This is a genomic window from Kitasatospora sp. NPDC051164, from assembly GCF_044455625.1.
In the GTDB taxonomy this organism is placed as follows: Bacteria; Actinomycetota; Actinomycetes; order Streptomycetales; family Streptomycetaceae; genus Kitasatospora.
In genome coordinates this window covers 80,399-105,498 of sequence record NZ_JBITFB010000011.1, presented here as the reverse complement: position 1 = coordinate 105,498, position 25,100 = coordinate 80,399, and the positions used below count along the sequence as shown (strand labels likewise).

Here is a 25,100-nt window from a genome sequence, read left to right as displayed (position 1 = left end):
GACGTCCAGCCGGGCGCTCCGCCCGGTATCGGCGACCGGGACGGGCCGTGGTGTCAGCGACGTGTCCTGGTGGAGTGCGTGATGTGGGCGGTGGGTGTTGTAGTGGTCCTCGAACTCCCGCAGTACGTGCAGGAGATGGCGCTGGTTCCAGATCAGCGTCCCGCCGAGGGGTTCGCGTCGGCAGGTGAGTGCCCGGCGTTCCATTAACGGGGCCATTACGGGCAAAACGCCAGGATGATCACGACCCGCTCACCGCTGACGAATCGAGGTCGACACCGCCATCGACTGCTGACCAAACCAACACGAAGGCCGGGCCCGACGCACACAGTGCGACGGGCCCGGCCTTGTTGCGTAGTAGCGGGGACAGGATTTGAACCTGCGACCTCTGGGTTATGAGCCCAGCGAGCTACCGAGCTGCTCCACCCCGCGTCGGTGACACCGACTCTACGGCACAGCCCACACAGAACGAAATCTCATTTCCGCGGCCGTCGAGAAAACGCCTGCGGCAGGTGGCTGCGGCGGCCCAGCAATCCATGGAGCATCACCTGCCGGATAGCTGGTCACCAGCGGACAGCCCGTACGCAATCGCCGCCTCGGAGATGACTTGGCTCCGGGCGACCGTCGTCCTGACCGTCCACCGCATGCATGGCGACGACGCTCAGGTCGGGCGGTTCATTTCCCGAAAGGGGCTGCACGCTGCCATCGCGTCCACCCCCGCGCATGCGGATTCGCTCCAGGCCCGGCCGGCGCTGTCAGGGCGGCCCGGTGCACTGCATTCCCATGATGCTGCTGCCCGTTCGACCGATCGCCACGACCAAGCCGTTGGCGCCGGAAGCGGCATTGTCGCCAGCCGTTGCCTCGGCGGTTCCGGCCGGGCACGGCCCAGTGTCGTGGGTGTAAGACGGGACGTTGCTCGCTGTGGACTTCTCGGCCGCCGACAACGAGCCCGTTGTTCCGACTCGACAATCGCCCGCGTGACGCGTGGGGCGCCGCCTTCGCGCCCGACGCCGGCTGTGTCGTTGCCACCACCCAGCACGAGGCCCACCGCCTGGACGCCGACGGCGCGGTGCACTGGCGGATCCCCTTCACAGCCCCGGCGCACTCCTCGATCGGGCTCGCCAACTGCGCCTTTTCACTGGATGGTTCGCACGTATGGATCTTTCGGCCGGACCCCATGCCGGGCCGGGGCGACGGCGGAGACCGCTGGCTGGTCGTGGACGCCGCCGACGGGCGGGTGATCGCCGAGTATGCCCTGCCCACGGTCGGGCAGGGCGCCGCTGTGCCGCTTCGCCGTCGAGCGCTTCCTGACTCCCACGGGAGCCGACGAGGACGGGAGCGCCGATGACAACCACGAGGTCGCCGTTGTTGCCTATCGCGAGGCCGCCAACGCCGGGTTCGCACCGGCGTTGAGACTGACGGCGGCTCTATTTCGGAAGCTAGGTCGCGACGCGTACGCGGAACAGCTTCTGCACTATGGCTGGGAGTCAGATGGTTCGCTCGCCCAACCCTGGAGCACGATGCCCGACGATCGGGCATGACGGTCGGTCCCGGCAGCTACGCTGCATCGAGCAGCGGGACGTGTCGGGGGAGGTGCCCTTCGTGGCTACTATCAGCGCGAGCCGGAAGATCGAGCGTGCAGGAGTCAACGCCCTGCGAACGCTGCTTGAGGAGCATGACCACCTCGTCCACGAGATCGACGGGGGTGCTGATCACGGCGAAGACCTATACGTTGGGTTCGCCAGTGAAGGCCGGCGTACCGGGCACGTCGTCGCTGTCCAGGTGAAGAGCGGCCAGAAGTACAAGCGAGCCAACGGTTACGCTATCCCTGTCGGCGACCATCGGGATGACTGGAAGGAGAGCCGGCTCCCTGTGGTGGGCGTGGTCTACGACCGCGCCGAAAAGAGACTCTTCTGGGTCAACCTCACCAAGGAATTGCGGCGTGGCAGCGAAGCGACGTGGATTCAGGTTCCGCGGGCCAATGAGTTGACCGATGGATCTCTCCACGGATTTATCGCTGAGCTTCAGGAGTTCATTGACGCGCAGGGTGGGTGGCACGCCGGCGAGGACGAGGCGGCAGGCCAATCACCCGCCGTAGTCCGTATGTCTTCCAAGGGAATTCTGAATCTCGCCATCCGGTCAACCCTGTCGGAGGCCGCGCAACGCACCGCGCACGCGAGCGCGGCTACAACCGCGAACGGGCACAAGGCCCCTACGGCATCTGGTCCGGAGTCGAAGCAGAGGGGCACCGTCACCGCCGAGCATGACCCGGCCGATCCGTCATCCGATCTCGACGCGGCAGTCGCTGCATTGAAGGCCGATCGCCAACGCGCACGAGAGCGCGGCTACCAGGACGGAGTGCGCTTAGCACCTCACCTTGGCTGGCTGGCTCTCGATGAGCTTGCCAACCGAGATTTCGACTTCGGAGGCTGGTTGGAAGGCTGGCGCAACGGGTGGCGAGACATACAGATGGGACAAGCCCCCTCGGGCGCCACGAGGCCAACATGGCTGCCGCTGCTCGCCGATCACCTCGGAGCCCTGGTCGACCCGATCGGCTACGACCGTTGGTCCTTTACTCCGAGCAGGGCGTATCTCGACGGTTTCGTCGCCGGGCTTCGCACGGTGTGGCGGGACGCAGACGCGACCATGCCCGGCCGCATATCACCCGAGCAGCCGCCTGCCGGCCCGCAGTCTGCACCCACCTCCGGTGCCGGCACCGCACGGAACCAGGAAGAGCAGCAGAACGATAGCGCTGATGCCACACCAGCAGGAGGCCAGCTGCTCTCGCACGCAGTTCCCGTAGAGGCCGGCACACCGCCGGTTGTATCCAGCAATCAGCAGAGACTAACCACCGTTAAAGGTGTGCTCGGGAGCATCAACTTCGACGGCGAAACCGTCACCATCCGCAAGGAGGGCTATGGCCCACGTATGAAAGGCATTCGATCGCTCACCGTCCGAGAGATTGACCACGTCATCGTCAAGCCAGCCACGGCAATGTTTCACGGTTATATCCAATTTGTCGTACGAGACCACCCGCCTGCGCCTGACCAACGCCTAAGCATGGCCAGCGGACGGCCACACCGGGAAGACTCAGGCTCAATGTCATACGCGCGGCGTGCCAACCGTGAAATCGAACACCTTAAGGCAGAAATTGAGAGCGCAATTGCCATGGCGAGGCATACGCAGAACCCATGACCTGCTGAGCAATTGCGGCTGACCATGACTGCTGATCCATACAACTGGCTATCTCAAGTCGTTTCACTGGGCATGCCTATGCGATCCCCGGCGAGGCGAGCCGCAGGGAGGAAGTCACTGCGACTCACCCGGCTCTCTTACGGACTCCGTGTCATGAGGGTGGGATCAGGTGCCGTGGGAGGTTGACGAGATAGGCTCCGGCCTGACCCCGTCCCTGCTCGCCGCCCGGCACCACCGGCGAACCCCGTCACCGTCCGATACGCATGCCGCTCTTGGCTCAGAACAGCATCAGGCCCTCGCTGCTGGTGTCCGCGATGACGGGCCGGAACTGTTGGGCGGGGATGCCGTCCAGGCGTCCGGGTCCGGCCGCGGCAGCCACGACAGGGGCGGTGATGGCCAGCCAAGTACGGAACCGTTCGGCGGCTTCGCGGTAGGGGACTTGCGCCAGGACGCGGTGTTCGCCGGAGGGGCAGAAGTCGACGGCGACGGTGATCAGGCAGGAGCCGGACGTGTTCTGGCTGCCCGTCCAGGACGCGCGCAGCGCACCGCAGGGTTTGCGCCCGCGAGAGCTGCTAGGGGCGCGATGGGTCGGGCGCAGCGACTGGCTGGCCGTGTGGGCGGTCCATGCGGCCAGGTGTGGCAGTGGGAGTGTGGTGCGGGCGCGGCAGCCGGGGCAGCGGTGCCAGTGGCGGAGCCAGGTGTCGGCATGGGTGTGGAAGAGGCGGGTGTAGCGGTCGCCGACGCGTACGTCGTTGCTGTACAGGTGGTCGGGTCGTTCCTGCGTGTTGCAGGACTGGCAGACGGGGGCTCGGACGTAGCCGTGTTCGTGGCAGTGGTCGAGCGCGGCGGCGGGTGCTGTCCGGCAGACGGCGCATCCCCACGCGGCAACCTTGCGGGAGAAGCCGTGCTTCCTGCTGAGCGTCGAGTACAGGTGGCCTTCCAGCTCGCCGTTGTACGGGCGCAGCGCGAAAGTGCGGCAGTCGGGGCAGATCGTCTGCGGGCCGTCTGCGGTGTGGACGCGCCACTGGCCGGAGGACCGGTCGGTGACGGCCGCGCAGTCCCGGCAGGTCCGTGCGGCTTGGAGCCACTGGGTTTCGGTGTGCTGGGCCGCGTCCAGCACCCTGACCACGGACCGTGGCAGCCACCATGTTCGCGCCGTCTGGTCGCGGGTGCGCTCCACGAAGGTCCGGCGCCAGTCGATCCCGCCCAGATGGTGCAACTGGCCGTTGTCGTGCCGCGGTGCGCGCCCGTGGTTGCCAGGGTCTTGTGCGCTGGTTTGTTCCCGGGCGATGCGCTGACGCCACCGCAGTGTGGGTGGGTCGTTGCGCTCCGGGTTCAGGGAGCCGCGGAAAGGACCGACGCGGACCAGGTCATCCAGGTTCACCTCGACCGCGTTCAGCTCCGTCGCCGCCCGCCGTACGTCGGTCTCGTCAACGCTCCACCGGCCGCCCGGTCCCCTCACCGTCGCCACCGCGCGTTCGCCGAGCAGTACGTACCCCGCCCCGGGATCAGCAGGAGAGCAGCTGAGCGCCCCGGAAGCCGTCGGCACAGCACTGCCGGCCGTCAAATCGACCCACAAAGCGTCCGCGGCGGCCAGGGCGAGAAGGCCGCTTGAGTGGCGCGGTATGGCGCGGTGTGGCATACCCGGGAGGCTAACGGGCAACGCTGACATCCGCACACCTGAGGGCGACGGCCGTCCAGCGCCCGGACGTCGCCCGTCACCAACTACGGCGCAGACTTGCCCAGAGCCGGGCAGAGGCTTGCCCGACGCTCCCTGAGGTCCGTGTGAGCGGCTGCCCGTGCTTCGCCGAGCTCGTGATTGTCCCCTGTCGTCCACGCTCAGCTAGCCTCCAAGTAGGCGCGGCGGTGGCGGCTTCTCAGGTACGCGCGGATGCGCTACGCGGCGAGAGCCCCATCGGGGGTTCTCGGCGCCGAGCCGGATGACCAGGTCGCGAGGCTGGTCGGATACGGGCGGACGGCCCGGGGAAGGCGGCTGGATCTGTTTTCGGCGCCCGACGGCGTTTGACGTGATCCCGAGTACGTCGGGTGCGCGATTGGGCCATGGGCGTGGACGGAGGATTTACCCGTTCGTGGACCTGACACCCGGAGCTCGGCCGGGCAGGGTTGGATGACGGGCATGGCCCTGAGCATCGCTACCGACACTGTCCGGGCCGCTGCGTCTGCGCAGGCGTACTGCGGCGGCGAGAAGCTGCTGACCGCCGGCGCTGTGCGCAACCTGGAGCCCGGTTTCGGCGGAGCCAACGCCGATGTCGTGGACGGCACCCGGACCTGGCAGGTCTGGGTCGGCGTCGTGGGGCGCGTCCTGACGGGTGAGTGCGACTGCCCCGACAGCCGTGCCACCGTGCTGTGCCCGCACACGGTCGCGGCGGCACTGGCTGCTGTACGCGCCGGCTTCACCTGGAACACTCTGCCCGAGTCCGGCACTGACAGGCGGACCGTGGATCCCACCGAGCGGCGCTTCCGTATGCTCGCCGGGACTCTCGACACGGCGGAACTCGTCGCCATGATCGCCCGTCATGCCGTGCGTGACCGTATGCTCGCCGTCGACCTCGAGGTGGTCACCGGCTGCCTCGGCACGCCGGGCGCCGAGAATCTGCGGCGGCTGCGCGCCGCGCGGCATGCCTGCGACGGGGCGGCGCTGGTTGCGCTGCTTTCCGGGCAGCCGGTCGCGGAGGTTCTGCAGCAGGTCGGAGATGCGGTCGGCGACGCGGTGACCGCGCGGGTGCCGGGGGCGGCGGACCTGGCCGAGCGGTGCATCGCCGCACTCGGTGGGCGCGACTGGGCGGGGGACGCGGAGCTGGCGCGGCAGCTTGCGGCTGCCCTGGGGCGCGGCCCGGTGCCACCGCTCAGGCCATTGCCGGTGGATCTGGAAGAGTTGTCCGGGCTGCTGGAAGGCGACCCGGTCCTCGGCGGTGGCCGGATCGACCTCACCACCGGTGACTGCTGGCCTCAGCTGGTCGACTCCGGCGAGCAGACGGAGGACGACGAGGATCCTGATCGGTGGCTGCCGGTGTGGTGCGAGGGTTCCCGGGACGGCTACCGGGACGTGGAGCTGTTCATCGCCACGATCGGTGACGCCGATTTCGCGGATCGCCTGGAGATCGCGATCTCCGGCCGTGGCGCGTTCCGCCGCTTCAAGGACGTGCTGGCGCGCCGTGAGGACGAGTTGCGTCGGTTCCACCTGTTCGCCGAGGAGCGGCAGCGCGGTCGGGCGCGGGCCTGACTCGCCGGGAACGGCTACCGCCCGGTCGCGCGCCCGTGACCGCGGCTGGACGAAGCCGACTGGTTGATACGAGCGGGGCGACCCATGACGGGAAGCCGGATCTGGAACGCCTCAGCGTACCGCCACCGCCAGGGCGGCGGAGGCGGTTTGGGGCATGCGCCAGCCGTTCGGGTTGAACGACCAGGGGTGGGCGCTCCGGTGTCCGGGGTTGAAGGACAATGCCCGGGTGATGGAGAGCGACGATGTCCTGGCCAGGGTCTTGGAACTGCGGGCAGCCGGGAGCGGGCCGAAGCAGATCGCGAGGGCCCTGGGCATGCGCCCCACGCAGGCGAGTGCGCTGCTGCGACAGGCGGCCGAGAGCCTGGCGGAAGGGACGGCCCCGGCGGATCGGCCGGTGATCGGGTGCTGGGTGAACGCGGGCTGGAGCGCCGGCCTGGGACTGGCCGCCGCACCCGCGTGGGCGGCGGCCGACCCGCACGCCGCCGAGAATTCGGAGACGGCAGGTTTCGCCCAGGTACTGGCGGCCCGCCAGGAGCGGTCTAGCAGAGTAACGGTGTGCGGATTCCTGGTGGACGTCCACTGCCTGGGCGTCAAGAACATCGTCGAGCCGGAGGTCATCGGAGCCGGCTCACTCCTCACATACCTGCGCCGGTACTACTCGGCATTCGACCTGCCGCCGCTGAGCATCGAGCTCGACCAGGCTCGCACAATCGTGCACGGCGCGGTCGCGTACGCGCGTTCCCTCGGCTTCTCGCCCGCACCCGGCTTCGCGGACACCGCCCCTTACCTCGGGCCTGTGCGGGGCGACGAGCCCGCGATCGACTTCGGGCGCGAGGGCAAGCCGTTCTACGTCTCCGGCCCGCACGACGACGCCCGGAAGATCGTCCACATCCTGGAACGGTCCTGCGGCCCGGACGGCTTCCGCTACACCGTGGCCATGGGACAGTTGTGAGCATCGATCACCAGCTCGATGACCGGCAGGAGAAGGAACGCCGGATCCGCGCCACCGAACACGAGGCGCAGGCCAACCTGGCCGCCGTGCTCCAGCTGTGCGCCACGGGCAAGCTCCGCTGCAGCGAGAAGACCCGCAGGCCCAGCGCGGCCACCGTCGCCGCGATCACCGAAGTCCTCGACGACGGCGACTTCTACGAACACGAGGCCATCGCCGCCTTCGCCTGGCCCTTGCTCCTCCAGGCCGGCGGCCTGGCAACCATCGCTGCCGGCAGGCTCACGCTGACCCCACGCGGCCGCACCGCACTCGCCAAGCCCACACACGAGACCATCGCCGCCCTGTGGCAGCGCTGGCTGAAGAACACCCTGCTGGACGAATTCTCCCGGATCGAGGAGATCAAAGGCCAGCGCGCCGCCAACGTCCTCACCGCCGCCCGACCGCGCCGCGAACTCGTCGGCCAGGCACTCACCACCCGCACCGCCGGCCAATGGATCACCGCGGACGACCTGTTCGCGCAGATGAACCAAGCCGGCCAGGACCCCGTCATCACCCGCAGCGAACGCGCCCTGTGGAAGCTGTACTTGGAAGACCCCCAGTACGGAAGCCTCGGCTACGACGGCCACCACGACTGGCCGCTGCTCCAGGGCCGCTACACCCTCGCCGTGCTGTTCGAATACGCGGCCGTCCTCGGCCTGATCGACATCGACTACATCCCGCCCGCCGGAGCCCGCACGGACTACCAGCACAACTGGGGCGGCGACTACCTCGACCAACTCAGCCGCTACGACGGCCTGCTCGCCCTACGCCTCAACCCACTCGGCGCCTACGCCACCGACCAGGCGGCCACCTACACCCCCAGCCCCAAACCCCAACCGGCAACCCGGCCCGGCCGGATCACCGTTCTGCCCAACCACGACATCGCCGCCCTCGACGGACTCGCCCTCGCCGACGCCCTGCTCCTGGACGCCTTCGCCGACAAGACCGGCGACCACGTCTGGAGCCTCACCCACCGCTCCCTGCTCCGAGCCACCGACGCCGGACGCGACCTCACCGAGCTGCGCCGCTACCTGGAGTCGGCAAGCCGGCATCCGCTGCCGCAGACCGTCACGACACTCCTGGACGACGCAGCCCGCCGCCTCGGCCAGGTCCGCGACACCGGCCCGGTCCACCTGATCGAATGCGCAGACCCTGCGGTGGCGGCCCTCCTGGCCGGGGACCGGCGCCTGCGCACCGTCGCGACCCGGCTGGGCGAGCGCCACTTCGCCGTCCCCGCCGACCGGCTCGCTGCCTTCCGCAAGGCTGCCCTCGCGCAGGGGTACCCGCTGGACCAGGTTCGATGACCACCGGACGCCGCTCGCCGAAGCAACAGCCTCGAACCAGCGCGCCGGCGATGAAGCGAAGCCCGACCCAGAAGGAGGTGAGCCGCAGTGAGGAAGCTCGCTGCGGCCCACCGGCCTCTCACGCGCCTCTCACGGACTGGGCGCCATGAGGTGACATCACGCGTCATGCGTGGCAGACGGGATGGGCCCTGACCTGCGGGATTCGGACTGGTGAACATTGGGCGGACACCTTTTCGACCGCTGGGGGTCAAGGGGTCGCAGGTTCAAATCCTGTCGTCCCGACAGTGATGTCGGAGCCCCGCTGACTGGACGAAGGTCCAGGCCAGCGGGGCTTTTGCCGTTTCCGAGACAGTGTCAGCGCACGAGCCGCAGGTGACGGCCGGGGGACTCCGGCGGGTGCGGGGGCCGATAGATCATCCGGCCTGCTCACGCGGCGTGTGTTGGTACTCCTACAGGGTTCCTCCGTGTCGGTCTTGTCGGCGGATCTCAAGGTGCCTGATCTGCGCTGGCACGTCGATCGGTTCGGGTGGGGGACGGAGCGGCGCGGCTTGCTTCAGTGCTCGGTGGGGCCGGTGCTCGTTGTCGTGGGTCTCGAACTCGCGGAGCACGTGGAGGAGGTGGCGTTGGTGCCAGATCGAAGTGCGGTCCAGGAGCTTCCTGCGGCAGGTCTGTATCCGGCGCTCCATGATGGAGTTCATTCGCGGTATCCGGATGCCGGGTGACAACAGTGAGTCCGGCGTCGGTCAGCAGGGCGTCGAAGGCGGCGGTGAACTTGGCGTCGCGGTCGCGGATCAGGAATCTGGCCCCGGCGCGGATGGAGCGGACGGTGGGCGGGCGCCCGCGACGCGTCGGTGCGCAGGTCGCGGCATGGCGTCGCTTGAGCAGGTCGCGGTGCCACCGCAGGACTGTGTCCGGGCGGACCAGCAGTAAGAGGCGCCGTAGCTGGCCAGACGCGGCAGCACGACAGATCATGATGCCGCTGGTGCCCTGTGCAGGTGAAGATGCCGGGGAAGCGCCGAGCGGATCCGAACATCGACGGCCAAGGCCGCGACCTGCGCGGATGATGTATCGGCACCCGCAGTGTCGGGCGTGATGACCGGCGGACGTAGCGTCAGATGAGGTTGCCGACGGGGCGATACCGCTCGTGATGTCCCGTCAACTCCGACGCTGCGGCGGATGCCGGCGGTGGGCTCCGGGCCCCTGGCGGGCGCCGTCGGCGCGGTGGGGGCCGGTGCGAAGACTTTCGGACAGTTCCCGGTGGCGCGATGCCCCTCCGCAGGGGGCGTTTGGGGCGGAATCGGGTGTGTGATCCACTGGATTTCCGCCGATTTTCCGGGAATTTCGCGCACTTTCTCAGCAAGGGAATGTTTGGCGTGCCGGATTTCTGGGTAATGGCGATCTTGTCGCGTGTGTCCGAAACCCTCCCCCATGGCTCAAAGTCGCGTAAGGCGCATCATGATCAGGCGTGATTGGTCTTGATCGATTGATGTGGACAGGCTGATCAGCTGGATCTAGTATCCGGGGTGGCCCGGGCCGGTGAGGCCTCGTCAGGCCCGTGAAATTACCCGGCAACTCATCGTTGACAATCGGGGGAGTCAATATGCCCAACCCTGCCGTGTGGAACGTCGTCTTCGACGCCGGAAGTGACGCGGATATCGTGCTCGCCGCCGATTTCCCGGTGACCGGCCGCAACGAGGGCGGGTTCGCCGAGCTGGCGCCCGGTCTGAATCCGGACTTCTCGCTCTGGCAGACGGTCGCGCCGGTCCGCGCCCCCGAGACCGGCGCCTCGCCGGACGAGTACCTGGAGGGCTGGCTCTCCGAGATCGAGGCGTCCGGACGGACGGTCCGGGCGGTCATGGGCTACTGCGCGGGCTCGGTGTTCGCGGGCGCCCTGGCCGAGAAGGTCGCCGAGCGCCAGGCCGTCGCCCCCGCGGTGATCGTGTTCGACCCCGAGCTGGTCGACGTACCCACCGCCCACCTCCAGTTCGGGCGGGTGGTCGGCAACATGACGACCATCCTGACCGAGGAGGAGATCGCCAACCTGTCCGGGACGGCGGAACTGCTCGCCGCCAAGCCCGGCATCGAGCCGGCCGAGTTCGCGGCCGAGCTGTACTCGGTGTTCACGCCGATCGGCCGGGGCGCCCTGCTCCGGGCCGGGCTGGCCGAGGACTACGCCGACGAACTGGTTGCCATGGTCGGCTCGTTCATGGCTTACCTGTGCGCCGCCTCCGGCCTCGACCCGCGGCCGGGCTGGGCTCGCGCCACGGTGGTCACCTCCGGCAGCGAGCGCAGCGGCCTGAACCGGATGCGCACCACGCCGGGCGTGGCGCCCATCGTCATCGCGGACGAGCACCGCTTCGAGGTCGAGCACCGCGACCTCCTGCGCACCCCCGCCGTCGCCGAGACCGTGGCCGGCCTGCTGGCCGCCCGGCCGGAGGGCGGCGCGTGAGCCCCGACATACCGGGCGGGGCCGTTCGCGCGTCCCGCAAGGAGACCACCCTGTGGCTGCTCGACGAGCTGGTCCCGGGCAGTGGTGCCAACAACCTGTCGCTCGGCCTGCGGGTGCACGGCCGCCTCGACGCCGCCGCGGCGGCGAAGGCCACCCAGCTCCTGCTGGAGCGCTTCGAGGTGCTGCGGACGGTCTTCCACCGCAAGGACGCCGAGCTCACCAGGTCCGTCCCGGCCTCCCTGGCCGTCGACCTGGAGGAGGCCGACCTCGGTGAGGGCGAGGAACTCGCCGCCCTGACCGCCTTCGTCGCCCGCCCCTTCCTCGCGGACGGCAGCCCGCTCGTGCGCGCCCTGCTGCTGCACGGCCCGGACCACGACGTGTACTGCCTGGCCCTGCACCACGCCGTGTCGGACGTCCAGTCCACGGCGATCCTGCGCGCCGAGTTCGTCACCCTGTACGAGGCGGTGCTCGCCGGCGGGCACCCCGAGCCCGTCGAGGTGCCCGCCTGGCACGAGCCCGAGGCGTCGGAGAAGAGCCGCCGCTACTGGGCGCAGACCATGGCCGGGTTCCGGTCCTCCGGGCTGGAGCTGTGGTGCGAGCGTGCCGAGCAGCCGGTCACCACGCTGCGGGGCGACGAGGTCACCCACGTGCTGTCGCCCGAGGCCCACGCGGTGGTGCGCCGCCTGCAGCGGGAGCTGCGGGCCCCGGAGTCGGTGGTCCTGCTCACCGCCTACGCGGTGCTCCTGGCCGCGCACGGCGCCGGCCCTGACCTGACCATCGGTTCGCCGGTGAACTCCCGCACCCGGGAGGCGATGGACGCGATCGGCTACCACAGCAACCTGGTCACGCTGCGCCTGATGCTCGACCGGGAGGCGAGTTTCCGGGATCTCGCGGCGCTGGCCCGTCGCACCTTCCTGGAGGCGATGGCCCACCAGGACGTGTCCGCCGACGATCTGCTCGACGTCGTCGAACGGGACGGTTCCGGTTGGCGCAACGTGCTGTTCAAGCACGTTTTCAACTACGTTCCCTACGTCGAGGACCAGCGCGCTTTCACGATTGCCGGAACCGACGCCGAGCTCGTCGTCGTGGAGAACGGCTTCAGCCAGTTCGACCTCGAATTCTTCGTTTCCGCCAGCAAGGACAAGGCCACCGTGCGCGCGGTGTTCTACACCGGTGTGCTGGATCGATCCGACGTCGAACTGATGGTCAGCCGGTACGACGCCCTGCTGGTCGCGGTAGGCGCCGAACCGGACGCGCCGATCGCCTCGCTGCCGACCTGGTCGGAGCGGGACCACGCGGTCATCGACGCCGCCAACGCGACCGACCGCGCCGTCGAACCGCCGTCGGTGCTCGCGGGCTTCGCCCGGCGCGCCGCCGCCGAGCCGAAGGCCCTGGCCGTCCGGGACGGCGACAGCGCGGTGACGTACGGCGCGCTGTGGTCGGCCGCCGTCGACACGGCCGCCCGGCTGACCGAGGCCGGCGTGCGGCGCGGCGACGTCGTCGCCCTGCTGCTGCCGCGCGGCGCGGCCCTCGCGGCCGCGGTGTTCGGCACCTGGCTCGCGGGCGCGGCCTACCTGCCGCTCGACCCCAACCACCCCGAGGAGCGGCTGGCCCACCAGCTCGACGACGCCGGCGCCCGCACCGTGATCGTCGGCGCGGGGATCACCGCGCCGGACGGCCCCCGCGCGGTGGCCGCGCCCGACTGCGCCACGGCCCCCGAGGTGCCGGTCGACCCGGCCGCGGTGACCGTCGGGCCCGACGACCTGGCCTACCTGATCTACACCTCGGGCTCGACCGGCCGCCCCAAGGGCATCCCGATCCCGCACCGCAGCCTGGTCAACCACATCGTCGACTACGCCGAGCGGTTCGGCGTGGCCGGATCCCCCCGGCCGACCGGCTGGCTGAGCACGTACAGCTTCGACACGTCCTCGCTGGAACTGATGATGCCGCTGCTGCACGGCGGCCACACCGTGGTGCTCCCCGACGAGGCGCGCACCGACGGCGCGCTCCTCGCGGCGGCCGTCACCGCCCACGACATCGGCTTCCTCCAGGCCACCCCGACCACCTGGCGGCTGGTCGTACGGGAGGACGCCGACCTGACGGCCGGCCGGACCATCCTGACCGGCGGCGAGCCGCTGCCCGCCGAACTGGCCGACACGCTGCTCGCGGCCGGCGCCGACCTCTGGAACGTCTACGGCCCGACCGAGAGCACGATCTGGGCGACGGCCGGCCGGATGACCGCCGACCGCACCGGCCGGGTGGACGTCGGCGCGCCCGTCGCCAACACCCGGATCTTCATCGCCGACCCGCACGGCCGCCCGCTGCCGATCGGCCTGCGCGGCGAGCTCTGCGTGGCCGGGATCGGCGTCGCCGAGGGCTACCACCGGCGGCCCGAGCTGACCGGCGAGCGCTTCGGCGAGAACACCGAGTACGGCCGCTTCCACCGCTCCGGGGACGTCGGCCGCTGGCGCCCGGACGGCCGGATCGACCTGTACGGCCGGACCGACCGCCAGGTCAAGCTGCGCGGCAACCGCGTGGAACTGGCCGAGGTGGAGGCCGTGCTGGTCGGCCACCCCGACGTCGAGGCGGCGGCCGTGGTCGTCGTCGGAGACCCCGGGGCGGACGGCTCGCTGGCGGCGTTCGTCCGGGTGCCCAACCGGCCCGAGGCCGTCGACGAACTCTGGGACCACGCAAACAAGTTGCTCCCGCGCTCGGTGATCCCGCACCGGTTCGTCGCGGTGGACGCCTTCCCGCGCACCGGCAGCGACAAGGTCGACTACCTGGCCCTCGCGGCCCTCGCGGCGCAGGACCAGGGCCCGGCCGCCGTCGGCCCCGCCGCGGCCACGGAGGACGAGCTGACCGGGGCGATCACCGCGCTCTTCGCCGAGCTGCTGGAGCGTCAGGACCTGCACGCCGGGGCGAACTTCTTCGCCAACGGCGGGCACTCGCTGCTGGCGGTCGTGCTCGCCCAGCGGATCCGGGACCTCACCGGCGTCCGGCTCGCCCTCACCGACATGTTCGAAAACCCGACCCCCTCCGCGCTGGTCGACCGGCTGCGCCGGACCGCCTGACCGGACCTCGAAGGAGCCACAACCCATGGAGATCCTCAAGCTGGCCGTCAGCGGCTGGTTCGCCCGCGCGTTGGCCGTCGCCGCCCGACTGGAGATCGCGGACATCCTCGCCGACGGGTCGATGACCGCGGCCGAGCTGGCCGAGCGCACCGAGACCGACCCCGACGTGCTGTACCGCCTGCTGCAGATGCTCACCGTGCCGGGCATCCTGGAGCGCGACGGCGAGAAGTTCAGGCTCGCCGAGGCCTACGCGCCGCTGCGGGCCGACCACCCGTTCACCCAGCGCCACTTCGCGATCCTCTCCGCCGAGCTGTACGACGACGCCTTCGCCGGCCTGATGCACACCGTCAAGACCGGCCGCTCCGGCTTCCAGGAGGTGTTCGGGGAGTCGCTGTACGAGTACCTGGAGACCCACCCGGAGACCGCCGAGCTGTTCGACCAGGGCATGATCGACCTGGCCGCGCCGGTCGCCCACTGCCTGGTCCAGCAGCACGACTTCACCGGTGCCAAGACCGTCGTCGACGTCGGCGGCGGCAGCGGCGGCCTGCTCCCGGGCATCCTCGCCGCCAACCCCGGGCTCAACGGCGTCGTCGCCGACCGGGCCAGCGTCTGCAGCCGCGGCACGGCCGCCCTCGGCCGGGTCCGCGACCAGGAGGTGCTCGACCGGATCAGCTACGTGCCGAGCGACTTCTTCGCGTCCGTCCCCGCCGGGGCCGACCGCTACCTGCTGAAGAACGTGCTGCACGACTGGACGTACGACAACTGCGTGCGCATCCTGCGGACCATCGCCACCGCGATGGCCGAGAGCCCGGCCGACGCCCGGCTGCTCGTGCTGGAGCCGCTGGTGGAGAACGACATCGACGGCTGGCGCGCGATGTTCCAGGCGGTGGCGTGCGACGAGGGCACCCTCGGCCTTGACGAGCCGGCGATGCGCCGGGCCCTGGAGGAGGGCGGCTTCACCGTCGAGTCGGTGACCCAGCTGCCCACCGGTCACAAGGTCCTCGAAGCCGCCCTGCGCGCCTCCTGACCATGCTCACACCGGTCTTCCTCTTCGCGGGTCAGGGCTCCCAGTACCACGGCATGGGCAAGTGGCTCTACGGGGCCGACGCCGTGTTCCGGGACACCCTCGACTCCCTGGACGCCGTCGTCCGCGACACCCGGGGCGACTCCGTGGTCGCCGCCATCCACGGCGGCGACCACGGGCCCGAGCGGCCGATGACGCGGCTGTCGCTGACCCAGCCGGCCATCTTCATGGTCGAGTACGCCCTGGCGCGGATGCTGCGCTCGTACGGCTTCGAGCCGGCGGCGGTGCTAGGCGCCAGTCTGGGCGAGGTCGCGGCGGCCGCGGTGGCCGGCATCGTCGACCCCGAGGAGTGCCTGACCTCCCTGCTGCGGCAGGTGGAGCTCTTCGAGGCGGAGTGCCCCCGCGGGGGCATGCTCGCGGTGCTCGCCGACGTCGGCCTCGCCCGGCGGGACCCCGTCCTCGCCCGGGCGCACGTGGCCGCGGTGAACTCGCCGGAGAACTTCGTCCTCGCCTCGACGGCCGGGGAGCTGGACCGGATCGAGCGCCACCTCCAGGCCTCCGGCACGCTCTGCCAGCGGCTGCCCGTGCTCTACCCCTTCCACTCACCGCTGATTGACCCGATGGAGGGCGCCTTCAAGGACCTGGTCGGCTCGCTGACCACCAGGCCCGCGACGACGCCGCTGATCTCCGGAACCACCGGGACGGCCGTGCAGATGATCGACCCGACCCACCTCTGGCGGGTGCTGCGCGACCCGTTCGACCTGACGAGGGCGCTCGGCCCGCTGCTGGCCCGGGACGACTTGCTCTTCCTGGACCTCGGTCCGTCCGGCTCGATGGCCAACCTGGTGCGCGCGGCCCTGCCGAAGGGCAGCTCGTCCCGGGTCATGCCGCTGCTGTCCCCGTACGCCCGCGAGGAGGTGCTCCACCGGGCCGTGCTCGACGCACGCCCCGCGCTCGCCACCCCCGCACGACGAACCGAGGTGACACCCGTGACCGCTCCGACGGCAGTGCCCGCCCGACCCGCCGGCGACGCGAAGCCGCTCGACGCCGACCCGGGGACGCTCGACGTCTGGGTCTTCCCCGGGCAGGGGGCGCAGGCCAAGGGCATGGGCCGGGAGGTGTTCGACCGGTTCCCCGACCTGGTGGCCCGGGCCGACGCCGTGCTCGGCTACTCCGTCCGTGAACTGTGCCTGGAGGACCCGGGCCGCAACCTGCGCGACACCCGCTACACCCAGCCCGCGCTGTACGTCGTCAACGCGCTCACCTGGCTGGCGGCCGTGCAGGAGGGCGGCCGGCTGCCCGACTACGTCCTCGGCCACAGCCTCGGGGAGTTCGTCGCCCTGTTCGCCGCGGGGGTGTACGACTTCGAGACCGGGCTGCGGCTGGTCGCCGAGCGCGGCCGGCTGATGGGCGAGGTCACCGGCGGCACGATGGCCGCGGTCTCCGGCGTCGACGCCGGGCTCGTCCGGCAGGTGCTCCGGGACCACGCCCTCGACGAGCTCGACCTCGCCAACGACAACGCGCCCACCCAGACGGTGATCGCCGGCCCGGTGGAGGCCGTCAACCGGGCGCTGCCGCTGCTGAAGGAGGCGGGCGCCCGCTGCGCACCGCTCAACGTCAGCGCGCCGTTCCACAGCCGCTACATGGCGCGGGCCGCCGAGGAGTTCGGACGGCTGCTGGACGCCACCACCTTCGCCGCGCCCAAGATCCCGGTGATCGGCAACGTCGAGGCCAGGCCCTACCGGGCGGGCGAGGTGGCCGCCACGCTCCGCCGGCAGATCGTCTCGCCGGTCCGCTGGACGGACAGCATCCGGCTGCTCATGGCTCTGGGCGGGTTCCGGGTGCGGGAGCTCGGCCCCGGGCAGGTGCTGACCAAGCTGATCGACCGGATCCGGACCGAGGCCACCCCGCTCCCGGCCGCGGAGCTCTCGGCCGCGGGGTTCCCGGCGGCAGGGCTCCCGAGCACGGGGTTCCCGGCCGCGGGGCTTGCGACCGCGGACGACCGGGCCGCAAGGCTGCCGGCCGCGACGGCGCAGGCCGTCCGGGGCCCCGGGGAGCTGGGGTCGGCGGCCTTCCGCCGTGACTACGGGGTCCGCCTCGCCTACGCCGCGGGCGGGATGCGCCTCGGTATCGGCTCGGTGGACCTGGTCGCCCGGATGGCGCGGGCCGGCCTGCTCTCCTTCTTCGGCGCCGCCGGACTCCCCGCGGCCGAGGTGGGCGCGGCGGTGGCCCGGATCCGGGACCTCACCCCGGCCGGCGCGCCGTTCGGCGTCAACGTCACGCACGACCCCTTCGACCCGGGAGCGGAGGACGAGCTGGTCGACGTGCTGATCCGGCACGACGTCCGGTTCGTGGAGGCCGCGACGCACGTCGAGGTGACGCCCGCCCTGGTGCGGCACCGCCTCACCGGCGCCCGGGTGCTGCCGGACGGCACCGTCCACGTGCCCCGCAAGCTACTGGCCAAGGTGACCCGCCCGGACGCGGCGCGCCTGTTCCTCTCGCCGCCGCCCGCCGCGCTCGCGCGGCAGCTGGTGGCCGAGGGGCTGCTCACCGCCGAGGAGGCGGCGGCCGGCGAGCGCGTCGCGCTGGCGGACGACGTCTGCGCGGTCGGCGACGCCGGCGACCACTCCGACCTGGCGGCGCTGTGGGCACTGCTGCCCTCGCTGCGCCGACTGCGCTCGGAGCTCGGGGGAGTCGCGCGGGCCGTGCGGATCGGCGCCGGCGGCGGCATCGGCGCACCGGAGTCGGCTGCCGCGGCCTTCGTCCTCGGCGCCGACTTCGTCCTCACCGGCTCGGTCAACCTGTGCACGGCCGAGAGCGGGATCAGCCCGGCAGCCAAGGACCTGCTGCAGCAGGCCGACGTGCACGACACGGCGTTCGCGCCGTACGGCGGCCTGTTCGAACTCGGCGGCCGTGCCCGGGTGTTCCGCCGCGGCGTGCTGTTCCACGCCAGGGCGACCAAGCTCTACGACCTGTGGCGCAACCACGACTCCTGGGACGCCGTGCCCGCCGCGGTGCGCGCCAAGGTGGAGCGCGACTACCTCGGCGCCCCGTTCGACGAGGTGTACGCGCGGCTCGGCCGCGCCGCCGAACCCGGCACCGACCCCAAGCGGCGGATGGCGCTGGTCTTCCGCTGGTACTGCGCGCAGGCCAGTGCCTGGGCCATCGAGGGCGCACCGGACCGGGTCGCCGACTACCAGATCCCCTGCGGCCCGGCGCTGGGCGCGTGCAACCGCTGGCTGGAGCACACCCCGCTGCGCGACTGGCGGGACCGCCACGCCGACGAACTGGCCGACCGCCTGATGGCCGAGGCCGCCGCCGTCGGCACCGACACCGCCGCGGCCGCCTGACCGGCCGCCATCCACCGCGCCGCGCCGGTCGTCCGACCTGCCGCGCCGCCCCGGCCGCCTGCCCCGGCCCGATCGAAACGCTGAACGAGGAGCGAGCTGACCCCATGACCGACACCGCCGTGCCCGAGCACCCGCACGACGCCGACGAACCCGCCGGGACCAGCGGACCGGACCCGCTCGCCAGCGAGTTCGACCTGTCCGACCCGGCGTTCATCACCGACCCCGCGGCGGGGGAGCGCTGGCTCTCGGCCCCCCGTCCGGTCTGCCGCGGCAAGTTCGCCGACGGCAGCGACATCTGGGTGGCCACCGGCTACCAGGACGTCAGGAACGTCCTGGGCGAGCCGACCCTGCGCAGCCGCCCGCCGGGCGACTCGCACCGGCAGAGCATGCTCAGCCGGGGCGTCCCCGAGGACATCGTCGACATGTTCGACTCGACCCTGCTGACCATGGACGGCGCCGACCATATGCGGGTGCGCCGGCTCGTCACCCGGGCGCTGTCCGCGCGCCGGATGCAGGCGCTGTCCCCGGCGATCGCCCGCGTGGCCGAGCGCCTGCTGGACGGCCTGGCGGCCGAGCCCGAGCCCGACCTGATCGCGCACTACGCCCACCCGCTGGCCATCATCGTCATCTGCGAACTGCTCGGCGTGGACGAGGAGTACCGCGAGCAGTGGCGCGAGTGGAGCGAGACGCTGGCCCAGGCCCTGCGGCCCAACCCGGAGCAGTTCGCCCCGGCCGTGCGCGGCATGGCCGACGTGACCCGCAAGCTGATCGACGCCCGCCGGGCCGAGCCCAGGGACGACCTGATCTCCGAGCTCGTCGAGGCGCAGGAGGACGACAGCGAGCGGCTGAACGACGACGAGCTGGTGGCGCTGGCCATGGTCCTGGTGCAGGCCGGCCACGAGACCGTCCGCAACCTCATCGCGCTCGGTGCCCTCACCCTCCTCCAGCACCCCGACCAGCTGCGGCTGTTCAAGGAGAACCCCGCGATCGGCGACCGCGCGGTGGCCGAACTGGTGCGCCACACCGCGCCGGTGAAGCACACCTTCCGCCGCTTCGCCACCGAGCCGGTCGAGATCGGCGGGGTGACGGTGCAGCCGGGCGAGGCCATCCAGGTGGTGCTGGCGGCCGCCAACCGCGACCCGGAGGAGTTCGAGCACCCGGAGCGCCTGGACCTCACCCGCGAGCACAACCCGCACCTGGGCTTCGGCCGCGGTGCCCACTACTGCCTGGGAGGCAGCCTGGCCCTCATCGAGGGTGAGATCGCCCTGACCAGCCTGTTCGACCGGTTCCCCGACCTGCGGCCGGCCGTCGACCCGGCGGAGATCGCGCCGCGCTACCTGCTGGCCATGCAACGGTTCCCGGTGCTGCTGTCACCGGAGGAAGAGAAGTGATGAGCGACGCCACCCCCACCCCCATCCCCACCGTCGACGGCCATCCGATGCGCCGAGGCAGTTGTCCCTTCGACCCGGCCGTGGGGCTCGCGGAACTGCGCGCGGAGCACCCGATCGCCCGGATGGTGTTCCCGGACGGGCACATCGGCTGGCTGGTCACCGGCTACGACGAGGTCCGCCGACTGCTGACGGAGCGCCGGATGAGCTCGCGCGGGGAGATCCTGCGCTCGCCCATCCCGCTGCCGATGGCCTCCTCCCGCATGGCGATCCCGCCGGGCATGTTCACCGCGATGGACCCGCCGGAGCACACCCGCTACCGGCGCCAGGTCGCCTCGTGGTTCTCGGCCCGCCGCACCCGGACGCTGGAACCGTGGATGACCGAGCTGGTGGACCACCACCTCGACGCGATGGTCGCCCACGGGGGGCCGGTCGACCTGGTCGAGGCGTTCGCCGAGCCGGTGGCCGTCGCCGCGATCTGCGAGCTGCTCGGCGTGCCGGCCGACCAGCGCGAGGAGTTCGGCAAGGCCATCCAGGCGCTGTTCACCGTGCACTCCAGCGCCGAGGAGGCGATCGCGGGCTGGCAGAACATCGGCGCCGCGCTGGCCCGGCTGGTCCAGACGAAGCGTGCCGAGCCCGCCGACGACATGCTCGGCACGCTCGTCGCGGGGGGCGAGCTCAACGACGAGGAACTTGCCACGATCGGCAGCGTGCTGCTCGTCGCCGGTTACGACACCAGCCTCAACATGATCGGCCTGGGGACGTTCGCGCTGCTCGAACACCCGGAGCAGTACGCCGCGCTGGCCGCCGACCCGGAGGGGCTGGCCCCGAAGGCCGTCGAGGAACTGCTGCGCTACCTGACGGTCGTCCACGGTGGCTCGATCCGCGCGGCCGGCGAGGACCTGGAGTTCGACGGGCACCGGATGGCGGCCGGCGACGCGGTCTCGATGTCGCTCGCCGCGGCCAACCGCGACCCCGCGCTCTGCGCCGACCCGGACCGGCTGGACATCACCCGGGAGTCGGTGCCGCACCTGGCCTTCGGCTACGGCATCCACCAGTGTGTCGGGCAGCAGTTCGCCCGGCTGGAGCTGCGGATCGCCTTCGAGCGCCTCGCCGCCCGACTGCCCGAGCTGCGCCTCGCCGTCCCGGCCGAGGAGATCCGCACCCGCGCGGAGATGATCATCTACGGCGTCCACGAGCTGCCGGTGACCTGGTGAACGGGGAGACCATGCTGTTCCGCGAAATGCTCAAGTCCAAGATCCACCGAGCGACGGTGCGACAGGCGGACCTGCACTACGTCGGCTCGATCACCATCGACGCCACCCTGATGAAGGCCGCGAACCTCTGGCCCGGCGAGAAGGTCGACGTCGTCGACGTCGACAACGGCGCCCGCCTGAGCACCTACGTCATCGAGGGCGAGGCGGACAGCGGGATCATCGGCATCAATGGCGCCGCCGCCCGGCTCATCAGCCCCGGCGACACGGTCATCATCATCGCCTACGCCTCGATGACCGAGGAGCGCGCCCGCTCGTACGAACCCAGCGTCGTGTTCGTCGACGCGGACAACCGGCCCCTCACCACCGGCGGCGACCCGGCCGACGTGCCCGAGGGCTTCGGCCTGGTCCGCGGCGACACCGTCAGCGCGTGAGCGCCCCCGACCCGGCTCCCGGAGAACGCACATGACTGCCACTCCCGAGATCATGACCGCCTTCACCAGCGGCCTCAAGGACATCAACCTCGACGAGTCCAGCGCGCCCCGCCAGGGCGAGAAGGCCGCCGGGATGAAGAAGGCCAGCGCCACCATCTACGACATGGCCGCCACCCTCTCCGGTGAGGGCGACCTGTGGAACTGGGGCATGTACGACGCCAGGATCGCCGAGGAGATCCGGGCCCTGCTGCCCGGGTTCGGCGAGCCGTGGACCGACGGCTTCAGCGAGCAGCTGTACTTCCTCGCCCTGCGCGACCTCCCGGTCGAGCTCGACGACCTGGCCGGCCGGGACGTCCTGGAGGTCGGCTGCGGCATCGGGGCGGGCCTGAACTTCCTCTCCAGGATCGTCCCCGAGGCCCGGATGACCGGCCTCGACCTGTCGCCCAGGGCGATCACCCGGGCCAACGCCACCCTCGCCCGGGGGAGCGGCCTGCGGTTCGTCCACGGCGACGCCGAGGAACTCCCCTTCGAGGACGCCTCGGTGGACGTGCTCGTCAACATCGAGAGCTCGCACACCTATCCCGACCTCGGCAAGTTCCTGCGCGAGGTCGAGCGGGTGCTGCGCCCGGGCGGCCACCTCAGCCACATCGACGTGTTCACCCGCCAGCGGTACACGGCGATGCGCAAGACCGCCGCGGAGATCGACGGGCTGGAGTGGACCACCGACCACGACATCTCCGCCGAGGTCCGCGCGGCGGTGCGGCGGCGGATGGCGCAGGGCAGCCACTTCCGCAAGAAGCTGGAGCGCCAGCGGCTCAACCCGCTGATGCGCCAGATCGTGGCGCACAGCCAGATCCTGATGTTCGGCGGCATGTTCGCCGGCTACCAGCCGAACTCCACGATCCGGGCGCTCAGCCGGATCGGCGTGGTGCCGTGGATGAGCGGGCTGCCGATGGAGAGCTACCGCCACCAGATCGCCGTCCGCCGATGACACCGTCCGGCGGGGCGCCGGCTCCCGGCGCCCCGCCACCCGGACCGAGAGAGGGAGACGTGAACGCACGGCTGTTCGCCGTCGCCGCCGACACCGGGGACCGGCTCCGGGCGGTGCTGTTCGCCCACCGGGCCCGGATCCTGGACGGGCGCGACCTGCCACCGCTGGCCCACTACTGCCGGGTCGCCGCGACCGGCTCCGCCGGCCCGTACCGGGTCGCCTTCGCCGTCGAGTCGTACGAGGAACTCGCCGGGCAGCTCTCCGAGCGGCTCGACGGGTCGAGCACGGCGGAGGGCGGCGGGAGCCTCCCCGAGGCCGCCCCCGACCGGCCCTCCGGGCTGGTGTTCGTGTTCGCCGGCCAGGGCGCCCAGTGGTACGGGATGGGGTGCGAACTGCTCGCCACCGAACCGGTGTTCCGCGAGGCCCTGCACCGCTGCGACCGGGAGGTCCGGGAGTTCGCCGGCTTCTCCGTCGTGGAGCAGATCGGCCTGGACAACACGGCGTCCAGGCTGGGGGAGATCGACGTCCTGCAGCCGACCATGGTGTCCCTGCAGATCGCCCTGGTGGCGCTCTGGCGCAGCTGGGGCGTGACGCCGGACGCGGTGGTCGGCCACAGCATGGGGGAGATCGCCGCCGCGTACACCGCCGGGGCGCTGTCCCTGCGGGACACCCTGATAATCGCCTGCCGGCGCAGCGGACTGCTGCGGCGGATCGTCGGCAAGGGGGCGCTGGCGACCACGGAGCTGCCGCCCGCCGAGGCCCACGCGGTGGCCGCGGCCAGCGGCGGCCGGATCAGCGTCGCCGGGGAGAACAGCCCCCGCTCGACGGTCCTGGCCGGTGACGCGGACTCACTCGCCGCGCTGGTCGAGGAGTTGGAGCGGCGGGACGTCTACTGCCGGGTGATCAAGGGCACGGTGGCCTCGCACAGCCACTACGTCGACGAGCTGCGGGACGACCTGAGGGCCGCGCTGCGCTCGCTGCGGCCGGTTCCGACGCGGGTGCCGATGTACTCGACGGTCACGGCCGAGCCGGTGCCCGGCACCGAACTCGGCGCCGGCTACTGGATGCGCAACCTGCGGGAGCCGGTCCGGCTCGCCGCCGCGGTGGAGGGGCTCCACGCAGCCGGCCACGAGGTGTTCGTCGAGGTCAGCACCCACCCGGTGCTGCTCAGCCCGATCCGGCAGACGCTGGAGCACGGGGAGCGGGCCGGTCGCCTGCTGCCCTCCGGCCGTCGGCGGGCCGAGCGCCGCTCGGTGCTCGACTCGCTGGGCGCGCTCCATCAGTGCGGGTTCCGGCCGGACTGGTCGGCGCTGTTCCCGCCCGCCGGGTCCGCGTCGGCGCTGACGCCGTACCAGGCGGCCGTGCTGGACGCGGTGCGCCGGCCGAGGCCGGTGCCGGCCGGGATCTGAGGGGGCCGGGTCCGCTCGACGGGCCCGGAGGGGAAAGAGGCGGAAGGCCCCGCGTTCCGGGTGCGGGGCCTTCCGCCGGTCTTCATCCGGCGCTGCCCACGGGGGCGGCGAGCCGGTAGCGGTTGGACTCACGGGCCAGCAGCCCGTCGTCGACGAGGGCGCGCCGCAGCGAGACGGCGTCCAGCACGCCACCCTCGCACCAGGGCTGCAGGCGGTCGGTCACCGCGCGCTCGTCGTAGTCGTCGCCGGCGGCGAAGGTGCTCCCGGCGATGTGCCCGAGCACCGCGAGCCTCGCGTCGTCCTGCTCCGGCACGTCGACCAGGATGCCGCCGCGGATGTGCCCGCGCAGCTGCGGGTCGGGCTGGTCGGCCGCCATCTCCTCGGCCACCCGCCGGGCGGCGGTCTCCGCGGCCTCGGCGAGGGAGGCCTCGTCCAAGGCCAGCGAGCCGCGGCCCTGGACGAGCAGCCCGCTGCGGACCAGCTGTCCGATGGCCTTGGCGGCCTGCGGTGCGGCGAGCCCCGAGGCGGAGAGGATCTCCGAGGAGGTCGTCGCGCCGAGGGCGAGCGCCGAGAACACCCGGCGCAGTACCGGATCGCCCAGGTCGATGGCGAGTTGTTCGGGTGTCATGAGAGAACGCATCCTTTCCGAAGCCTGCCGGCCCGTGCGCCCGGCACGGGCCGGGTCCCATCCGGGGGTCAGCGGCCCTTGCGCTTGACCTTGATCTTGGACAGGTCGGTGGAGACCGACCGGAGGTCCCGGTAGGTGCCCCCGAGCTTGTGGATGGCGGCCGCGGCCAGCTCCTCGGCCTGGCCCAGCACGAGGTCCTCGGTGTCGTCGTCGGTCGCCGGGATGAGGACGCGGAACGTGAAGGTGAGCAGGGCGGGCTCGTACGTGACAGTGCCCTCCTCGGTGAACCGGGCCTTGAACAGGTCGTGCTCGCCGGCCTGGGCGACCAGGGAAGCCCGCTGTTCGTCCGTGAGCTCGGCGAACTTGCCGTGGGTGATGACCTGGTAGGTCGTACCGCTCATAACTGTGCTTCTC

At 71.4% G+C, this 25,100-nt stretch carries 18 protein-coding genes, 1 tRNA gene and 2 pseudogenes; 14 read left to right on the top strand and 7 right to left on the bottom strand.

Annotation, left to right across the window (positions count from 1 at the left end):
* Positions 1 to 75: 75 nt before the first annotated feature.
* Both ACIBEC_RS17945 and ACIBEC_RS17940 read right to left on the bottom strand, forming a co-directional pair.
* A pseudogene (locus ACIBEC_RS17945) lies at positions 76 to 204 on the bottom strand (integrase core domain-containing protein); the annotation flags it as partial.
* Between the two features lie 151 nt (positions 205 to 355).
* Positions 356 to 429 (bottom strand) — tRNA-Met (locus tag ACIBEC_RS17940).
* A 520-nt stretch (positions 430 to 949) separates the two neighbouring features.
* Between ACIBEC_RS17940 and ACIBEC_RS17935 the strand changes: the two genes are divergently transcribed.
* Complete coding sequence (locus tag ACIBEC_RS17935) at positions 950 to 1,345, top strand: hypothetical protein (RefSeq protein WP_360493133.1); 396 nt, start codon at positions 950 to 952, stop codon at positions 1,343 to 1,345.
* 254 nt (positions 1,346 to 1,599) lie between these two features.
* The gene (locus ACIBEC_RS17930) at positions 1,600 to 3,192 is read left to right on the top strand and encodes a DUF4365 domain-containing protein (protein WP_360493130.1); all 1,593 of its coding nucleotides are present in this window, start codon (positions 1,600 to 1,602) and stop codon (positions 3,190 to 3,192) included.
* Positions 3,193 to 3,469: 277 nt separating this feature from the next.
* Here the strand turns inward: ACIBEC_RS17930 and ACIBEC_RS17925 are convergent, their stop codons facing one another.
* Complete coding sequence (locus ACIBEC_RS17925) at positions 3,470 to 4,834, bottom strand: endonuclease domain-containing protein (protein ID WP_360493127.1); 1,365 nt, start codon at positions 4,832 to 4,834, stop codon at positions 3,470 to 3,472.
* A gap of 495 nt (positions 4,835 to 5,329) precedes the next feature.
* On the opposite strand from ACIBEC_RS17925, the gene ACIBEC_RS17920 reads away from it, so the two are divergent.
* Positions 5,330 to 6,436 (top strand): hypothetical protein, encoded by a 1,107-nt coding sequence (locus ACIBEC_RS17920; protein WP_360493124.1) that lies wholly within the window; start codon positions 5,330 to 5,332, stop codon positions 6,434 to 6,436.
* Positions 6,437 to 6,547: 111 nt separating this feature from the next.
* Here the strand turns inward: ACIBEC_RS17920 and ACIBEC_RS17915 are convergent, their stop codons facing one another.
* Positions 6,548 to 6,751, bottom strand: a complete 204-nt coding sequence (locus ACIBEC_RS17915; RefSeq protein WP_360493121.1) for a hypothetical protein — start codon at positions 6,749 to 6,751, stop codon at positions 6,548 to 6,550.
* Between ACIBEC_RS17915 and ACIBEC_RS17910 the strand changes: the two genes are divergently transcribed.
* Both ACIBEC_RS17910 and ACIBEC_RS17905 read left to right on the top strand, forming a co-directional pair.
* A complete protein-coding gene (locus ACIBEC_RS17910; protein ID WP_360493118.1) occupies positions 6,750 to 7,388 on the top strand; it encodes a hypothetical protein in 639 nt (212 codons plus the stop codon). The two genes, ACIBEC_RS17915 and ACIBEC_RS17910, sit on opposite strands and share 2 nt — an antisense overlap.
* Complete coding sequence (locus ACIBEC_RS17905) at positions 7,385 to 8,728, top strand: helicase-associated domain-containing protein (protein ID WP_360493115.1); 1,344 nt, start codon at positions 7,385 to 7,387, stop codon at positions 8,726 to 8,728. Before ACIBEC_RS17910 ends, ACIBEC_RS17905 begins: the two co-directional genes overlap by 4 nt.
* A 449-nt stretch (positions 8,729 to 9,177) precedes the next feature.
* On the opposite strand, the pseudogene ACIBEC_RS17900 reads toward ACIBEC_RS17905, so the two are convergent.
* Positions 9,178 to 9,673, bottom strand: a pseudogene (locus tag ACIBEC_RS17900) (integrase core domain-containing protein); the annotation flags it as partial.
* 655 nt (positions 9,674 to 10,328) lie between these two features.
* Here ACIBEC_RS17900 and ACIBEC_RS17895 point away from each other — a divergent pair.
* The 9 genes from ACIBEC_RS17895 to ACIBEC_RS17855 all read left to right on the top strand — a co-directional run bounded on the left by ACIBEC_RS17895 (position 10,329) and on the right by ACIBEC_RS17855 (position 24,058).
* Positions 10,329 to 11,177 carry a hypothetical protein gene (locus ACIBEC_RS17895; protein ID WP_360493112.1) on the top strand — a complete coding sequence of 283 codons (849 nt, stop codon included), beginning with the start codon at positions 10,329 to 10,331 and terminating at the stop codon, positions 11,175 to 11,177.
* Entirely contained in the window at positions 11,174 to 14,248 is a 3,075-nt protein-coding gene (locus ACIBEC_RS17890) for an amino acid adenylation domain-containing protein (protein WP_360493109.1), read from the top strand. The genes ACIBEC_RS17895 and ACIBEC_RS17890 overlap by 4 nt, the downstream gene beginning before the upstream one ends.
* A 25-nt stretch (positions 14,249 to 14,273) precedes the next feature.
* Positions 14,274 to 15,275: a methyltransferase gene (locus ACIBEC_RS17885; RefSeq protein ID WP_360493106.1), complete on the top strand. Its 1,002-nt coding sequence runs from the start codon at positions 14,274 to 14,276 to the stop codon at positions 15,273 to 15,275.
* 2 nt (positions 15,276 to 15,277) lie between these two features.
* The gene (gene fabD, locus ACIBEC_RS17880; protein ID WP_360493103.1) at positions 15,278 to 18,622 is read left to right on the top strand and encodes an ACP S-malonyltransferase; all 3,345 of its coding nucleotides are present in this window, start codon (positions 15,278 to 15,280) and stop codon (positions 18,620 to 18,622) included.
* 104 nt (positions 18,623 to 18,726) lie between these two features.
* The gene (locus tag ACIBEC_RS17875; protein WP_360493101.1) at positions 18,727 to 20,013 is read left to right on the top strand and encodes a cytochrome P450; all 1,287 of its coding nucleotides are present in this window, start codon (positions 18,727 to 18,729) and stop codon (positions 20,011 to 20,013) included.
* On the top strand, positions 20,013 to 21,227 hold the full coding sequence (locus tag ACIBEC_RS17870; protein WP_360493098.1) for a cytochrome P450: 1,215 nt from the start codon (positions 20,013 to 20,015) through the stop codon (positions 21,225 to 21,227). The genes ACIBEC_RS17875 and ACIBEC_RS17870 overlap by 1 nt, the downstream gene beginning before the upstream one ends.
* Before the next feature lie 14 nt (positions 21,228 to 21,241).
* Positions 21,242 to 21,658, top strand: a complete 417-nt coding sequence (gene panD, locus ACIBEC_RS17865) for an aspartate 1-decarboxylase (RefSeq protein ID WP_360493574.1) — start codon at positions 21,242 to 21,244, stop codon at positions 21,656 to 21,658.
* Between the two features lie 31 nt (positions 21,659 to 21,689).
* Complete coding sequence (locus ACIBEC_RS17860) at positions 21,690 to 22,649, top strand: class I SAM-dependent methyltransferase (protein ID WP_360493096.1); 960 nt, start codon at positions 21,690 to 21,692, stop codon at positions 22,647 to 22,649.
* 59 nt (positions 22,650 to 22,708) lie between these two features.
* Entirely contained in the window at positions 22,709 to 24,058 is a 1,350-nt protein-coding gene (locus tag ACIBEC_RS17855; RefSeq protein ID WP_360493093.1) for an acyltransferase domain-containing protein, read from the top strand.
* Positions 24,059 to 24,140: 82 nt separating this feature from the next.
* On the opposite strand, the gene ACIBEC_RS17850 is transcribed toward ACIBEC_RS17855, so the two are convergent.
* Both ACIBEC_RS17850 and ACIBEC_RS17845 read right to left on the bottom strand, forming a co-directional pair.
* Positions 24,141 to 24,686: a DUF2087 domain-containing protein gene (locus ACIBEC_RS17850; RefSeq protein WP_360493090.1), complete on the bottom strand. Its 546-nt coding sequence runs from the start codon at positions 24,684 to 24,686 to the stop codon at positions 24,141 to 24,143.
* A 68-nt stretch (positions 24,687 to 24,754) separates the two neighbouring features.
* A complete protein-coding gene (locus tag ACIBEC_RS17845; protein ID WP_360493087.1) occupies positions 24,755 to 25,087 on the bottom strand; it encodes a DUF6204 family protein in 333 nt (110 codons plus the stop codon).
* Between the last annotated feature and the right edge of the window lie 13 nt (positions 25,088 to 25,100).